The organism is Pedobacter sp. NEAU-ZC8 (genome assembly GCF_059278965.1).
Genome location: NZ_JCAJXC010000001.1, coordinates 43,170 through 58,366 on the forward strand (window position 1 = coordinate 43,170; position 15,197 = coordinate 58,366).

Annotated in this window: 13 protein-coding genes; 6 read left to right on the forward strand and 7 right to left on the reverse strand. The window is 44.2% G+C overall.

The window, feature by feature from the left end:
• From AC5WJX_RS00225 to AC5WJX_RS00250, 6 genes are all read right to left on the reverse strand, one after another.
• Positions 1-1,329, reverse strand: coding sequence for an ABC transporter permease (locus AC5WJX_RS00225; protein WP_494482853.1), 1,329 nt, complete (start codon positions 1,327-1,329; stop codon positions 1-3).
• A complete protein-coding gene (locus AC5WJX_RS00230) occupies positions 1,329-2,234 on the reverse strand; it encodes an ABC transporter ATP-binding protein (protein ID WP_494482854.1) in 906 nt (301 codons plus the stop codon). Before AC5WJX_RS00230 ends, AC5WJX_RS00225 begins: the two co-directional genes overlap by 1 nt.
• 151 nt (positions 2,235-2,385) lie before the next feature.
• On the reverse strand, positions 2,386-3,555 hold the full coding sequence (gene dnaJ, locus AC5WJX_RS00235) for a molecular chaperone DnaJ (RefSeq protein WP_494482855.1): 1,170 nt from the start codon (positions 3,553-3,555) through the stop codon (positions 2,386-2,388).
• Positions 3,556-3,559: 4 nt separating this feature from the next.
• Positions 3,560-4,177 carry a nucleotide exchange factor GrpE gene (locus AC5WJX_RS00240; protein WP_440430134.1) on the reverse strand — a complete coding sequence of 206 codons (618 nt, stop codon included), beginning with the start codon at positions 4,175-4,177 and terminating at the stop codon, positions 3,560-3,562.
• Positions 4,178-4,305: 128 nt separating this feature from the next.
• Positions 4,306-4,989, reverse strand: a complete 684-nt coding sequence (locus AC5WJX_RS00245; protein ID WP_440430133.1) for a cell division ATP-binding protein FtsE — start codon at positions 4,987-4,989, stop codon at positions 4,306-4,308.
• Positions 4,990-4,991: 2 nt separating this feature from the next.
• Positions 4,992-5,195 (reverse strand): fructose-6-phosphate aldolase, encoded by a 204-nt coding sequence (locus tag AC5WJX_RS00250; protein ID WP_440430132.1) that lies wholly within the window; start codon positions 5,193-5,195, stop codon positions 4,992-4,994.
• 232 nt (positions 5,196-5,427) lie between these two features.
• Here AC5WJX_RS00250 and AC5WJX_RS00255 point away from each other — a divergent pair, with 232 nt between their 5' ends.
• Positions 5,428-5,631 carry a hypothetical protein gene (locus AC5WJX_RS00255; RefSeq protein ID WP_440430131.1) on the forward strand — a complete coding sequence of 68 codons (204 nt, stop codon included), beginning with the start codon at positions 5,428-5,430 and terminating at the stop codon, positions 5,629-5,631.
• 20 nt (positions 5,632-5,651) lie between these two features.
• Here the strand turns inward: AC5WJX_RS00255 and AC5WJX_RS00260 are convergent, their stop codons facing one another.
• Positions 5,652-6,680 (reverse strand): acyl-CoA reductase, encoded by a 1,029-nt coding sequence (locus tag AC5WJX_RS00260; protein WP_494482856.1) that lies wholly within the window; start codon positions 6,678-6,680, stop codon positions 5,652-5,654.
• A 74-nt stretch (positions 6,681-6,754) separates the two neighbouring features.
• Between AC5WJX_RS00260 and AC5WJX_RS00265 the strand changes: the two genes are divergently transcribed.
• The 5 genes from AC5WJX_RS00265 (at position 6,755) to AC5WJX_RS00285 (ending at position 15,168) form a co-directional block, all read left to right on the forward strand.
• On the forward strand, positions 6,755-7,105 hold the full coding sequence (locus tag AC5WJX_RS00265) for a 4Fe-4S dicluster domain-containing protein (protein WP_440430129.1): 351 nt from the start codon (positions 6,755-6,757) through the stop codon (positions 7,103-7,105).
• A 92-nt stretch (positions 7,106-7,197) separates the two neighbouring features.
• Positions 7,198-9,042 (forward strand): 7TM diverse intracellular signaling domain-containing protein, encoded by a 1,845-nt coding sequence (locus tag AC5WJX_RS00270; protein ID WP_494482857.1) that lies wholly within the window; start codon positions 7,198-7,200, stop codon positions 9,040-9,042.
• Between the two features lie 263 nt (positions 9,043-9,305).
• Complete coding sequence (locus AC5WJX_RS00275; RefSeq protein WP_494482858.1) at positions 9,306-12,215, forward strand: SusC/RagA family TonB-linked outer membrane protein; 2,910 nt, start codon at positions 9,306-9,308, stop codon at positions 12,213-12,215.
• Between the two features lie 11 nt (positions 12,216-12,226).
• Positions 12,227-13,636, forward strand: a complete 1,410-nt coding sequence (locus tag AC5WJX_RS00280) for a RagB/SusD family nutrient uptake outer membrane protein (RefSeq protein WP_494482859.1) — start codon at positions 12,227-12,229, stop codon at positions 13,634-13,636.
• Between the two features lie 89 nt (positions 13,637-13,725).
• Positions 13,726-15,168: a glycoside hydrolase family 30 protein gene (locus tag AC5WJX_RS00285; RefSeq protein WP_494482860.1), complete on the forward strand. Its 1,443-nt coding sequence runs from the start codon at positions 13,726-13,728 to the stop codon at positions 15,166-15,168.
• The last annotated feature ends 29 nt before the right edge of the window (positions 15,169-15,197 follow it).

Consider the following 15,197-nt stretch of genomic DNA (forward strand, 5'->3'; position numbering starts at 1 on the left):
TTAATTTTTATAGGTAAACCATTTTACCATCTCTTTGAAGTTTGTCTTTTTACCATACATCAGAATACCGACGCGGTAGATCTTGGATGCAACCCAAACCGTGCCAATAAAGCCAACAACCAGAATTGCCATGGACAAAGCCAGTTGCCAGTCCGGCACACCATAAGGTAATCGCACCATCATGGCGATAGGAGAGGTAAAAGGAATCATCGACAACCAGAAGGCAATCGAACCGTAAGGATCATTGGTCACCACACTTAAAGACAAAGCGTAGCCCAGGAACAGTGGCATCATGACGGGCATCATAAACTGTTGGGTTTCCGTCTCATTGTCTACGGCAGAGCCGATGGCGGCATACAGGGCGCTGTAGAACAGGTAACCTCCAAAGAAGAAGAATAAGAATACCACCACGATCTTTCCAACTTCCAGGTTTGCCATACTCTTCTGGATATCGCCAAAAGGGCTATCCTTAACTGCGGCAGCTGAGGTAACTTTACCACCATCGTTCTGCACCATGGTGGTTTGCTTTAAATCCTCGTCTGATACGAAAACCTTAATCACCGCAGTTGAAATTGCAGTGGTCAACACGATCCACAATAAAAACTGGGTCAGGCCAACCAATGCAATGCCGACAATCTTACCCAACATCAGCTGAAAAGGTTTCACTGAAGAGATCATCACCTCAATAATCCGGCTTGTTTTCTCTTCAATAACGCCCCGCATGACCTGGATCCCGTAAAGCATAATAAAAATAAACATCAGGATTCCCGAAACGTAAGCTATGATCGTGCTTACACCTGCACTGGAATCCTCCTCTTCACCGGTTTCAGCAATTTTCTTAACACTAATGTTCACCGAGGATTTAAGGTTATCCAGATCTGCCTGTTGGAGGCCGGAGGCTTTCAGCTTCTGATTGCGGATCAGCTCTTCAATGTGGTCGGATACCCGTCCGCTGAGGTTCATGCCCGCTTGCTTTTCACCAAGGATCTGAACGCCCTCAGGCTTGTCCAGCGGAAAATCAGGAATGTATAGGATATAATCGTAGCCGGAATTCTTTACCGATTTTTTCATATCAGCAAGTGGGGTCGAAACGTAGGCATACTGAATGTTCTTGTTCGACTTCAGCTTTTCTGTAATCGTCTTGTTTTCATTCACCACAGCAATCTTATCTGATGTGCCGGAGACACCCTGAATGGAAAAGTAAATGATTAAGCCATAGAATAATGCGATGATAAGCGGGCCAAGTAAAGTCATTACAATAAATGACTTCTTTTTAACCCTCGACATATATTCACGTTCGATAATTAGTAAGGTCTTGTTTGTGGCCATTAGTTTACGTTTTTAACTTTATCAATAAATATGTCGTTCATGGTAGGGATTACTTCATCCAGGCGTTGAATGCTCACATGAGGAAGCAGTGCGAGGAGCACCTGATTAGCAGATTGCCCAGGGCGAAGCTGAATCTTTATTCTGGTTGTATTGCCGAGTTGTTGGCTTTCCAGTACAGAGAATATTGGGTCTGCCTGGGTTAAACTATAGTCACCTTCGTATTCCACCCAATAAGTATTGCTCCTGTAGGTTGACTTGATATCGCCTACAGAGCCGTCTAAAATTTTCTTTGAACGATGTATCAAAGCGATATGGTCACACAGCTCTTCTACAGACTCCATGCGGTGGGTGGAGAAGATGAACGTCGCACCTTGCTTATTCAGCTCCAGGATCTCATTTTTAATAATGTCTGCGTTTACAGGATCAAAGCCAGAGAATGGCTCATCCAGAATGATCAGCTCAGGCTGATGAAGCACTGTAGCAACAAATTGCACTTTCTGCTGCATGCCTTTACTCAGGTCTTCCACCTTTTTTTTCCACCAATCCTGCATCTCCAGTTTCTCAAACCAGTACTTGATGCGTTTAGTAGCTTCCTGAGTGCTCAGCCCCTTTAATTTCGCCAGGTAAAGAACTTGTTCACCAATCTCCATCTTCTTATACAACCCACGTTCTTCAGGCAAATAGCCTATCTGAGCAATATGGTCAGCATTCAGGCGCTGTCCATTAAAGAATACTTCACCGCTGTCGGGGCCGGTAATTTGTGTAATGATCCGGATGAGGGAAGTTTTGCCTGCACCATTCGGGCCTAACAGGCCGAAGATCTTTCCTTCCGGTACTTCGAGGCTTACCTCATCTAATGCCCGGTGGCTGGCATACTGTTTAACAATGTTTCTTACGCTAAGCATGTTATTAATTTAGATATAATAATACGTTAGTAAGTAAGAACTGCTAAAAGTTACAGGCTGATCCATTAATAATTATCAACAGACCTTATCAACACGCCACAAAAAAAGCCATCACTATGGATGGCTTTCAGAAAAAAAAATAAAAAATTAATTATTCAAAGTATTCTTTCATCTTCTCGAAGAAGCTTTTATCGTTTTTACCTGGCTGTGGTTTGAAGTTAGGAGAGCTTCTTAATTTTTCCAAAAGATCTCTCTCTTCACTGCTCAACGCTTTCGGTGTCCAGATGTTCACATGGATAATCTCATCACCACGTTGGTAAGAGTTTATTTCTGGAATACCTTTTCCTTTTAGGCGTAAAAGCTTACCACTTTGTGTACCTGGCTCGATCTTGATTTTTGCCTTACCATCAATGGTCGGTACTTCAGCGCTGAAGCCCAGTGCTGCATCGATAATGCTGATGTGAAGATCATAAACGATGTTGTTTCCTTCACGTTTAAGCGTTTCGTGTGGAATCTCTTCGATAAGAATGATCAGATCGCCTGGAATACCGCCGTTAGGACCGGCATTACCTTTACCGCTCATGCTTAACTGCATACCGTCACTTACACCCGCTGGGATGTTAATGGTGATGGTTTCTTCCCCTCTAACAGTACCTTCACCATGGCAGGAGTTACACTTATTGGTAATCTGACTACCGCTACCATTACAAGTAGGGCAGGTAGAAGAGGTTTGCATCTGGCCAAGAATGGTGTTGGTAACTCTTCTTACCGCACCGCTACCACCGCAGGTACTACAAGTGCTTACCGAGTTACGGTCCTTAGCGCCACTGCCATCACAGGTCTTACAAGTAACCTGTTTGTTTACTTTTATCTTTTTCTCTGCACCGTTGGCAATTTCCTCCAGTGTCAGTTTAACTTTAATTCTAAGGTTTGATCCCTTGGCAACACGTCGGCCGCCTCGTGATTGCTGCTGTCCGCCGAAAAAGCTCTCGAAAGGACTGCCGCCACCGCCACCGAAAATATCTCCAAACTGGCTGAAGATATCCTCCATGTTCATGCCGCCACCACCGTAGCCACCGCCACTAGCCGCAGAAGAACCTACACCTGCATGGCCATAGTGGTCATAACGCTGTTTCTTTTCCGGATTGCTAAGCACTTCATAAGCTTCAGCAGCTTCCTTGAACTTATCCTCTGCGGATTTATCGTTCGGGTTTTTATCCGGGTGATATTTAATGGCAAGTTTCCGGTAGGCCTTTTTGATCTCGTCTGCCGAAGAACTTTTGGAAACACCAAGAATATCGTAATAATCTCTCTTACTCATAATTTTAACTACCTACAACAACTTTAGCAAAACGGATCACTTTGTCATTCAAAGTATATCCCTTTTCAAGTTCATCTATTACTTTGCCCTTAAGTTCTTCACTTGGAGCGGGAATTTTTGTGATTGCTTCGTGTAAATCGGTATCAAACGGTGTGTTGATACTCTCCATTACTTTTAAGCCCTTTTGGCTTAAAACGCTTATTAATTTGTTATGTACCAATTGTACACCTTCTTTGATCGGGCCAACTTCAACCGCAGTTTCCGCAGCTTTGTTTGCACGGTCAAAATCATCCAGAATAGTAAGTAGTGATACAATAACGTCTTTTCCGGCGGTTTGCAATAACTCGATACGCTCTTTTTGCGTCCTGCGTTTGTAGTTGTCAAACTCGGCAAATAATCTCAGATATTTATCATTCAGCGCAGCATTTTCCTGTCTAAGTTTTTCTTCTACAGATAGTTCTGGCGCAGCTTCATTTTTGGTCTCTTCAGCACCTGTATCTGCTCCGCTTTGTTCTTCTGCATTGGTTTGCGCTGCAGTAGTCTGTTCGTTTGTTACTTGCTCTTCGGCCTTATTTTCCATATTCGTGGTATCGTTATCGTTCTTTTTCTTCTTGCTAAACATGGTAGAATAGAATTTTTGGTGGTAAACTCAAAAGGTTTGCCAATGAAAGAATATCAGCCATGCTGTCAGCGTTCCTGAAAATTGCTGATCATTATGGCTGAAAAGGAATAATTATGTCAGCTTTGGTTTTAGCTGATGGTAGCATCTTCGTGAACCACACCGCTTTCACATTTAATGATCCGTGAAGGGAAGGTGCGTATAATGTGGTAATCGTGTGTAGCCATCAAAACCGCGGTTCCGCTTTGACTGATCTGCTTCAGCAGCATCACAATTTCTTCAGAAGTATCCGGGTCAAGGTTTCCTGTAGGCTCATCGGCAAGGATGATCTCCGGGTTGTTCAGCAATGCACGGGCAATTACCACGCGCTGTTGCTCACCTCCCGAAATCTCATGCGGCATTTTGCGGATCTTCGACCTTAAGCCTACCTTCTCCAGCACATCCTTAATGCGCTCCTGAATCAGGTTTTTATCGGTCCAGCCGGTAGATTTCAGCACAAACTCCAGGTTCTTTTCAATCGTACGATCGGTAAGCAACTGGAAATCCTGGAACACAATGCCAAGCTTTCTGCGTAGATAAGGTACATCACGGATGGCAAGCTTTTTCAAATCAAACCCCGCTACACTGCCTTCACCATTACCGATATGCAGGTCGCCATAGATGATCTTCAGCAAACTACTCTTTCCGGATCCAGTTTGGCCAATGAGGAACACAAACTCACCTTTATCGATATTCAGGTTTACATTGGTTAGTACCAGGTGTTTCTGTTGATAAACATCAACGTTCTTTAGATTTATAACTGCGTTTCCTGCCATGCTTAAATATCTATTTTCTTGATCTCACCAAAAGGCAAATCATTGATCTCACTCATTATATAAGGTATCTTATCGGTAAGGCCGAGTTTCTCCAGGGATTTGTCCGGACGGTCTAGCCTGAAATATGCCAGCAAGGTAAACTTATCATCCCTCAACTGCACATAATCCGGAATTTTGGCGATGCCTTTTACTTTAATAATATACATTTTGTTCAAAAATAGTATTTACAATTGAAATTCCTGCAAGCCACGCTTCCCTGGCGGAAAATAGCCGTACATTATGTAATTTCGAAGAAGCAAGCCAATGCGGGGAACTTTAATGTTCCATGCCGACAATTGTCGTTTGAAAATAGAAGATGGCAGTAAGGCAGGCCTGATGACAATAATCATCTAAAATGGCTGTTCTTTAGATAACGAACTTATCAAAAAGATAAATAACATGGGACTGATCAGAACAATTAAAAAGGTTGCACCAGGTGGCCTCGAAAAAGGAGAAGAAGTGGGGCAGGAAGAGCAGAAGAAGAAGCTTGTGCTTAGCCTGATTACCCAGTTGGGTATGTCGGATGAGCAAGCTTCTGAAGTTGCCCAGGTTTCCATTTCCTTTGTAAAAGATATCCGTGCGGAGCTTACCGCAAAGAAGTAGCTCTGCAGCTGTACACCACGTTAGTCAACCGATAGCGATTTCAGAAATTCTATGGTATTGACGTTGTCTGCGTAGTCCCAAAGCTTTGGCGACTGACTTTGCCCGAAGGGTAGCACTGCAATGTTCAAATTTAGTGCTGCCTCTGAAACCACACATTGAATTTGATCCTGCTGCCCGATTAAACTTGCTGTTACATCCTCAAGGTTCTTATATTGCTCAAAGTACAATACCGCCAGAGGGGAGCTCATGCTCGTATCTTCCTTCAAAAGTAAAAAGCCATTGTCGTAGTGCAGCACCTGGTTAACCAGGTAAATGGATTTATTATAGTCGTAATTGTTGTTGTACTTAAAATGATTGATGATCGGCTGAAAGGTCTCCAGCGGCTCAAAGAAATGCTTGATCTCATAACCTTCGGGAATGTAGATCTTGGAAACATTCCTGCAGCCCAAACCAAAATAGTCGAATATGTCGTGCCCGAGCCGCGCAATAGATGCTGTACTTTCCTGGCCTGTTAGTACCGCGACGCTATTCCGGTTTTTACGAATGATGTTGGGAACCTTACCGAAGTAATAATCAAAATACCTGGACGAGTTGTTGCTGCCGGTTGCAATGATGGCATCAAAATCTTTCAAACGTTCCGTATACTGAATCTGCTGCTGCAACGCTGGCTCAAAGCTAACCAGGACCTTCAACAGGGCAGGTAACAGCTTATCATCTGAGGAGGAAAGCTTTATCAATGCGACGTTTCCAGTAGCTAATACGGAAAGTACATCATGAAAGCCAACCAGCGGGATATTTCCGGCAAGTACTAAACCTACCTTTTTCGGCGTTTCAGAAATAACAATGTGCTCAAACCATTTCTCAAGATCGTTGTTGTTGAGCATGTTACCGAGGGACAGTACCGCTCTTTTTACTTCCTCTGGCGTGAACCAGGCATTATGATTGCTTGAACCTTCGATCACTGCATTAAAGGCAGGATCTGGTGCAGCCATAAAGGCGCCCAGTTTCGTGAAAGCAATTATTAATTTTTCAGCGCTAAGGAATGGCATATCTCCGGTAAATTAAAAGTAGATTGTTATATTTGCACCGCAAAGGTAAACTTAGCATAGATATAAAAGAAGACATGGCTATTAAAATAACAGATGAGTGTATAAACTGCGGAGCATGTGAGCCGGAATGCCCGAATAATGCAATTTATGATGCCGGTTCTGCATGGAGGTTCTCCGATGGTACCAACCTGAAAGGAATTATCGACTTCGGTACAACCCAGGTAGATGCAGATGCCGTTCAGGAGGCAATTTCGGACGAGTACTATTACATTGTTTCCGATAAGTGTACAGAGTGTAAAGGTTTCCATGATGAGCCTCAATGTGCTGCAGTTTGCCCGGTAGACTGCTGTGTAGATGATGAAGACGTTCGTGAAACGGAGACTGAATTGCTAGAAAAGAAAGCTTGGTTGCACCAGGAAGGATAATGTTTATCTATATTCATACAAGGCCGCTACAGTAATTGTAGTGGCTTTTTTTATGCCCTGCTCTGGCTAAATGCTTAACTTTGGACTTCCCCATGATCCAAATTGATTTGAAGCATTGCCGCGAAGGCTTTCTTTTCCTGTTCCTGATTATACTTGCATGCTCCTCCGCTGCTGCACAAACACCTGTAGTGATCCGGGATGATGTAAACCAGCATATATTCACCTACAAGGAAATAGAGATGCTTGAAGACCCCTCGGGTAGTCTGGGCATCGATCAGATTCGCCGGGCCGATCATGAAGGCCGGTTCAAAGCAAGCAGCGCAAGTACGCCGCAAACCCTGAACTTAAGCTCGAACTATTGGTTTAAAATTAAGATCAAGAGCAATCCTGCTGCGGAGAAACACTACCTGCTTGAATTCTTCGACCAGACCATTGACGCGATAAGCGTGTACATGCCAGAACCTGCGGGAGGATATCGGGAAACGGTACTTGGAGATCAATACCCTTTCGCCGAACGCAGGTTGAAGCACAAGAACTTTGAAATACCCATTGAGAATTCAGGCCAGGAGATAAACACTTATTATATAAAAATTAGGTCCTCCCAAATTGCTGATGCAATCGTTGTGCTTCGTTCGGTGGATTTCTTCATCGCTTATGCGCTCAATGAGTACCTGTTTTTTGGTGTTTTCTATGGCATGATCCTCGTGTTCAGCTTGTATAATCTGGTACTATTCATCTCCATGAAGCAACGAGAGTACTTGTACTATGTGCTCTATATCCTAAGCGTCGGTGTTTATGAAATGAGCACTGACGGGATCGCTTACCAGTACCTTTGGCCCAATCACCCCGAATTCAACCAGATCGCGTATGCGGTAGCACTTTGCAGTACGAGTGTATTTGCGCTGCTATTTACCCGACAGCTACTGCATTTAAATGTGAAAGCGCCGAAGATCAACAGAATAATTATCGCTGCGGTAGGTTTAAGACTCCTGTTCTTTCTATACTGCCTGTTCTTCGACCATGCTTTATTCAGCTTTAAATTCCTGGAGGTTGTACCACTTAGCCTCGCGTTTTTCGCAGGTATCTACGTTTACCTGAAGGGCTATCAAGCCGCACGGTTTTTTGTTCTGGGCTATAGCGTCTTGTTCATTGGCTTTAGTTTGAAATTCCTGATCATGCTTGGTTATGGATGGCTGAATTTCGGTGTAGTAAGCTACTACAGCTTAAGCTTTTCCTTCGTCGCTGAAATGGTGCTCTTCTCCTTTGCGATAGCGGACCAGCTAAGGTTGTTAAAAGACAAGATAAACCGGGAGCTCGAATCTAAGGTCGCTGCACGGACCCAGGAGGTATCCCATAAGTCGCTGATTATTGAAGCCAAAAATGCAGAACTGGAGGAGATGAACACGCTACTGAAAAAGCAAGCCGAAGACATCAGCCGGATGAACGTGCTGCTGGAGATGGATAACCAGGCCTTAAATACCAATGTAGAAAAGGTAACCCGCGCCCGGGTCATGTCGGCCGAAATGGACTTCGAGGAGTTTAGCCGCATCTATCCCGATAAAGAAACCTGTTACCAGTTCTTGGCAGATTTAAAATGGAAGAATGGTTATGCCTGTAGAAAGTGTAAGCATACCCAGTTCTATACTGGTCACGCGCCTTATAGCCGAAGATGCAGCAAATGTGGGTACGAGGAATCTGTGACCTCATATAGTATATTTCACAACACCAGGATTCCGATCAACAAAGCTTTTTACATGGTTTATCTGATTTACACAACCAAGGGGAAGACCTCATCACATAAGATCTCGGAGGTGTTGAATATGCGCCAAAGTACATGCTGGACTTACAGTTCACGAGTAAAAACAGCCATGGAAGAGAAGAAAACCATTCTTAAAAGATCCGGTAAACAAGGCTGGAGCCAGCTCATTCTGGATTAAACCTGCTGTCTTTGTCCGATAGCGTGGAAAAATTTACTGGGGTATAGAAGCGTATCAGGACATCAAATAACAGCACCCCTATATTGGTCTTTGAGGCTGATATTCAGCGATAACCCAAAAATCGCGCTGCGGTACTAAAGCGTATCAAATTTTTACAATAGCTTGTTTATCAATAAGTTACACAAAGTATTTTACTTGGTTTGCTTTGATATGAGCTGAAATAGCTTCAACTTTACAGCATCCAATTATAAACTACAAAAGCAATGATGACAAAGAAGATTGCGCTGTTTGTTGTTTTTCTACTGTATGGTTTCTCAATCGCGATTGCACAGGAGATTACAATTAACGGGAGCGTAAAAGACAAGCAGGGAATTGCACTACCTGGAGTATCTATTCAGATCAAAGGTGCACAAAGAGGCACCGTAACTTCCGCCGAAGGAAGATTCACATTATCGGCACCAGCCGAAGCAACACTAACATTTTCATTTATCGGTTACACAACCATCGAGCAACCTGTAGCAGGAAAAACGTCGATGAACGTCGTACTATCAGAAGACGATAATCAGCTTGATGAAGTTGTCGTGATCGGTTACGGAACAACAACAAAAAAGGACATTACCACCGCAGTTGTTTCTGTATCATCTAAAGACATCCAAAACCAGCCGGTTACCAATCCATTGCAAGCCATTCAGGGTAAAGCAGCGGGTGTACAAATTACTTCGCAGTCGGGTAAGCCCGGTGCTGGAGTAGCGGTAAGTATTCGTGGTAATACTTCTATCACCGCTTCCAACAGTCCGCTGTATGTTATTGACGGGGTAACCTCGAGGAATGCAGATTTCCTTAACCCGAACGATATAGAAACGATGACGATCCTGAAGGATGCGTCTGCAGCGGCGATTTATGGCTCAAGCGGTGCAAACGGGGTAATTCTGATCACCACTAAAAAGGGCACCGCAGGAAAACTGCAGGTTGGGTTCAATGCATTTACCGGTTTTTCTAACCTGTGGCAGCAACAAAAAGTCCTGAATAGCGCACAGTACGGTGCATTAATGGAGGAGCTTGGTTACCAAAGTATCGGAAACCAACAAACGGATTGGCAGGACCTGACTTTCGGTACTGGAAAACAGCATAGCTATCAGCTTTCACTTGCCGGCGGAATCAAAGGCGGCCAGTATTATTTCTCTACCGGATATCAACGTGACCAGGGTACTGTTGCACCAGCTGTGCTTGATAAATATACCGCCAACTTTAATGGTTCGCAGAAACTAACAAAGTGGTTAACGCTAACCGGTTCCGCATCTTTGACCTCAAGAAAGTCAATTGATGTAAGTGATAATGCAGGTGTAGCACGTGGTGGAACGATCTTGTCAGCTTTGACAACTCCGCCGAACATTGGGGTCTTCAATGAAAATGGACAGTATGCCGGTAATCCAAATGCCGGGGGCTGGGAGAACCCGATTGCCAATGCGTATGCTGCAAAAAATGCCACAAGGAACTTCCGTTTTCTGGGCGCATTCTCCGCGCAGGTGAATTTTACGGATGATTTCTATTTCAAATCCAGCATCAGCACTAATAACAGCAACAACTTTTACAGCTACTTCCTTGATCCATTTTCCACGGACTACGGACGGGTACAGCAAGGTATTTACCGGGACAATCAGGCCTATGATAAAGTATGGTTGAACGAGAATATTCTAAACTATACCAAAAACTTCGCACAACATGCATTTACCGCTACCGGTGGTATGACCCTGCAATCTTCGGATTATAAGTTCTATCCATATGAAGTTACCCGGTTTTTAGATGCGAACAAAAACCTATTGCAGGATGGAACGTCTATACTTCCACAACTACCAGCCTTTGCGCAATGGACCAAGCGTTCTTATTTAGCACGTATCACCTATGCTTATGCAAACAAGTATTTGTTTAGTTCTAACATGCGTGCAGATGGATCTTCAAGATTTGCTAAGGAAAACCGCTATGGTTACTTCCCTTCAGTATCTGCAGGCTGGCGCATTTCCGCCGAGAACTTCATGATGGACTCGAAAGTGATCAATGATCTAAAGATCAGGGGTAGCTGGGGTAAAGTTGGTAATGATGAAGGTATCGGAGATTATGCCTACCTGGCATTGTATCAGCCTACACCACAGGGCTCATACAACTTTTCACAGCTGGAAAACAGGAATATTTCCTGGGAGAAAACTACACAGACCAACATCGGCTTGGATCTAAGCATGTTTAACTCCAGGATTACCTTTACCGCAGACGCCTACTTGAAGAAAACTAATGATCTTTTGATCAATGTTCCTTTGCCACAGGCAACCGGTTTCGGCAGTCAGGCGAGAAACGTTGGCTCTATGGAGAACAAGGGACTGGAGTTTGTATTGTCTACGAAGAATTTTGAACGCGAGAAATTCAGCTGGACAACTGATTTAAACTTTTCCATCAACAAAAACAAGGTGACCAGCCTTGGTAATTCACTTAGCTCAATAAACTTCGGAGGCGTTTACGAGCGCGATGATGCCATTCGGGTTGAAGTTGGTAGACCACTGGGATCGTTCTATGGCTATCAGTTTACCGGTGTAAATCCACAAACAGGTGCTGCAGAATATGCAGATCTTAATGGTAACGGCAGCGTTGATGCAGGTGACCGTACTTTTATCGGTAATGCGCAGCCTAAATTTACCTACGGGATCAATAATAACTTGAGTTACGGGCCTGTTGCATTATCATTATTCTTTCAAGGCGTTCAGGGCAACGACATTTTCAATGCCTCGCGTATAGAACTGGAAGGTTTATATGACTCCAAAAACCAACTTGCAACCGTATTAAACCGCTGGACAACACCAGGGCAGGTAACCAATATTCCAAAAGCAGACCGCGGAAATACCGACAACTCACGTACATCAAGCAGATACGTAGAAGATGGCTCTTACTTACGTTTAAAGACTGCCACGCTGTCTTATAACTTTGGTAAAGCCACCCTTGGCAAATGGAACATGAGCAAATTAACGGTATTTGCAACTGGATACAACCTGCTTACCTTCACCAAATACGACGGTTTTGACCCAGAAGTGCAGCAATACAGCGGCAATAGCCCATCTATGGGTATTGATTACGGAACATACCCGCAAGCCAGAACATTCCTGTTTGGCGTAAATGTTGGATTTTAATTCAAACAAAAATGAAACTCAGACAATACTCAATTATAGCAGCAGCTGCAGTTACGATTAGCTTTGCAAGCTGCAAAAAAGATTTCCTGGATAAACAACCGATTAGTCAGGTAACGCCGGATATAGCCTTTGCAGACGCAGCGGCAGCCGAAAAACTCATTCAGGGTGTATATGATGGCATGTACAACGACTATCACATCAACGATTTTTTGGTAAATGGTGATGCGATGGCAGACAATGCCTATGCAGGAGGGGATAACCCAGCCAACATACAGATTGATCTTTTCACTGTTAACGCTACGAACGGGAATATCAGCCGCGACTGGAACTCGCTGTACAGCGATATTAAGAACTGTAATCTGGTAACCGACAACGTACCCAACATTCAGGACCCTAAACTGGATGAAGACGGACGACGTGAGCAGATCCTTGCAGAGGCAAGAACCATGCGTGCTTACATGTACTTCAACCTCGTAAGATTGTGGGGCTCAGTACCATTAGTATTGAAAATTCCATCCACGGATGCAGAATTTCAACCCGCCAAAGCCTCTGTAGAAGCGATCTACGCACAGATAAAGGAAGATCTGGAGTATGGTGTGGCACATGCACGTGCAACATCCGCCAACAAAGGCATCATCACGAAAGGTGTTGCAAATGCGCTGCTTGCCAAGGTTTATGCTACACAGGCAAACCCGGATTGGGCGAAAGTGTTGGAACACGCGGATGCGACGATCAATAATGGTTATGCTTTAATGGCTAATTACGATCAGCTTTGGGATTCGCAGCACGACAATAATTCAGAGGCAATCTGGGAAATGCAATATGATGGATGGGGTGGCGCACACGGTAACTGGATGCCTAGCCAACTCTTTGGCGCGGGTTGGAAGAAGTTCAATACACCAACCAACGACCTGGTGAATACCTTTGATGCAGAGCAGGACCAGGTTCGCAAAAGCTCAAGCATCTTCACCGATGGTATTGGCTGGGATGATGACTACTGGAAGGATCCAAAAACGTATCCACACATTAATAAGTACCGCGCAGATGATAAGACAGACACTTACATTCTACGTCTGGCAGATATTCTGTTGCTGAAAGCAGAAGCACAAAATGAGCTGTCTGCCGGTGGATGGGCTCAAGCTAAACAGCTGGTAGATCAAATCCGGAGCCGCGTAAACCTGCCTGCAACTGCTGCAGCCGATCAGGCCTCCATGCGACTGGCAATTGAAAAAGAACGCAGACTCGAACTAGCCTTCGAAGGGCACCGCTGGTTTGACCTGGTTAGAACCGGACGTGCAGTCACCGTCATGAATGCACAAAAGGATGGCAACGGTAATCCGCTGAACTACAATGTTACTGAAGCGAAATTACTTTGGCCAATCCCACAAACTGAAGTCGACAGAAATCCAAACATGAGATAGAATTTAGAAAGGGTAAGGGCTGAGCAATCAGCCTTTATCATTTAGGCCCTTCTAATCAACCTTGTTTAAAAACATAAATCCCCTAAAATATGAACATAAAAAAGTTCGAAAGTATAAAGGCGCTGCCGTATACAGCTTTGCTGGCTGGCGCCATGTTAGTTGCTTGCTCCGGTACAAAAATGATAAATAGCGCTTCTACTAATGCAGAGACCGGTATTTGGTTAACCACTGGAGATCAGAAATCTTTGCTTGCAAGACAGAACCAAGGCTTGTCATTTACATCAGCAGCGACTGCGACTGCCGGGCCAGTGATTGAAATCAATGACAAGCAAACATACCAGTCTATAGATGGCTTTGGTTATACCCTTACCGGCGGTAGTGCCACGTTGATTAACAAGCTCCCAGAGGCCGCTAAAGATTCCCTGTTAAAAGAGCTGTTCTCCACGAAGAATAACGGCATTGGTGTAAGTTATTTACGCATTAGTATAGGGGCGTCTGATCTGAGCGCAGCACCTTTCAGTTACAATGATCTACCTGAAGGGCAAACCGATCCTAATCAGGAGAAGTTCTCCTTAGCAATGGAACAAACGGATTTCCTTCCTGTCCTGAAAAGAATTGTGGCCATAAATCCGGCAATAAAGATCATGGGTTCTCCATGGTCGCCACCAACATGGATGAAAGATAACAATAGCTTCAAAGGGGGAAGCCTCAAGCCTGAATTCTATAAATCCTATGCGAAGTATTTCGTAAAATACATCCACGCTATGAAAGCTGAAGGCATCATTATCGACGCCATTACCATTCAGAATGAGCCTTTACATCCCGGCAACGTACCAAGCATGTATATGGAAGCACAGGATCAGGCAAACTTTATCAAGACCGCTTTGGGACCTGCATTTAAATCAGCTGGGATAAAAACTAAAATCATCGTGTATGATCATAATGCAGACAGGCCGGACTACCCGATCACCATTCTTAAAGATCCTGAAGCGGCTAAATACGTTGATGGTTCGGCTTTCCACTTATACGGCGGTAAAATAGAGGCACTATCAACCGTTCATGAAGCTTTTCCAGACAAGAACCTGTACTTCACAGAACAGTGGGTTGGTGGTCCTTCAAACTTCCCTGAAGACTTGAAATGGCATGTATCCACTTTGATCATCGGTGCAACCAGGAACTGGAGCAAAAATGTGCTGGAGTGGAACCTGGCTGCCGATCCGCAGTACAAGCCACACACGGTTGGAGGATGTACCAGTTGCTTAGGCGCACTAACCATAGGTGATGGAGTTAGCAGAAATGTCGCTTACTACATTATTGGTCATGCCAGCAAGTTTGTGCCGGCGGGATCTGTACGAATTGCATCTAACCTGGTTGATAAACTGGATAATGTAGCGTTTAAAAGGCCAGATGGAAAAACGGTGTTAATTGTTGTAAATACTGCTTCGGCAGCCAGCAGCTTTAATATTAAACATAAGGGGAAAGTAGCCCAAGCCAGCCTGCCGGCAGGTGCGGTTGCGACTTACGTCTGGTAAGGAGCTCAGTTGTCTCATTTGATAAAAAC

Coding starts and splice junctions, on each gene's coding strand:
- AC5WJX_RS00225 (WP_494482853.1), bottom strand. CDS start 1,329: ATGGCCACAAACAAGACCTTACTAATTATCGAACGTGAATATATGTCG.
- AC5WJX_RS00230 (WP_494482854.1), bottom strand. CDS start 2,234: ATGCTTAGCGTAAGAAACATTGTTAAACAGTATGCCAGCCACCGGGCA.
- dnaJ (WP_494482855.1), bottom strand. CDS start 3,555: ATGAGTAAGAGAGATTATTACGATATTCTTGGTGTTTCCAAAAGTTCT.
- AC5WJX_RS00240 (WP_440430134.1), bottom strand. CDS start 4,177: ATGTTTAGCAAGAAGAAAAAGAACGATAACGATACCACGAATATGGAA.
- AC5WJX_RS00245 (WP_440430133.1), bottom strand. CDS start 4,989: ATGGCAGGAAACGCAGTTATAAATCTAAAGAACGTTGATGTTTATCAA.
- AC5WJX_RS00250 (WP_440430132.1), bottom strand. CDS start 5,195: ATGTATATTATTAAAGTAAAAGGCATCGCCAAAATTCCGGATTATGTG.
- AC5WJX_RS00255 (WP_440430131.1), top strand. CDS start 5,428: ATGGGACTGATCAGAACAATTAAAAAGGTTGCACCAGGTGGCCTCGAA.
- AC5WJX_RS00260 (WP_494482856.1), bottom strand. CDS start 6,680: ATGCCATTCCTTAGCGCTGAAAAATTAATAATTGCTTTCACGAAACTG.
- AC5WJX_RS00265 (WP_440430129.1), top strand. CDS start 6,755: ATGGCTATTAAAATAACAGATGAGTGTATAAACTGCGGAGCATGTGAG.
- AC5WJX_RS00270 (WP_494482857.1), top strand. CDS start 7,198: ATGATCCAAATTGATTTGAAGCATTGCCGCGAAGGCTTTCTTTTCCTG.
- AC5WJX_RS00275 (WP_494482858.1), top strand. CDS start 9,306: ATGATGACAAAGAAGATTGCGCTGTTTGTTGTTTTTCTACTGTATGGT.
- AC5WJX_RS00280 (WP_494482859.1), top strand. CDS start 12,227: ATGAAACTCAGACAATACTCAATTATAGCAGCAGCTGCAGTTACGATT.
- AC5WJX_RS00285 (WP_494482860.1), top strand. CDS start 13,726: ATGAACATAAAAAAGTTCGAAAGTATAAAGGCGCTGCCGTATACAGCT.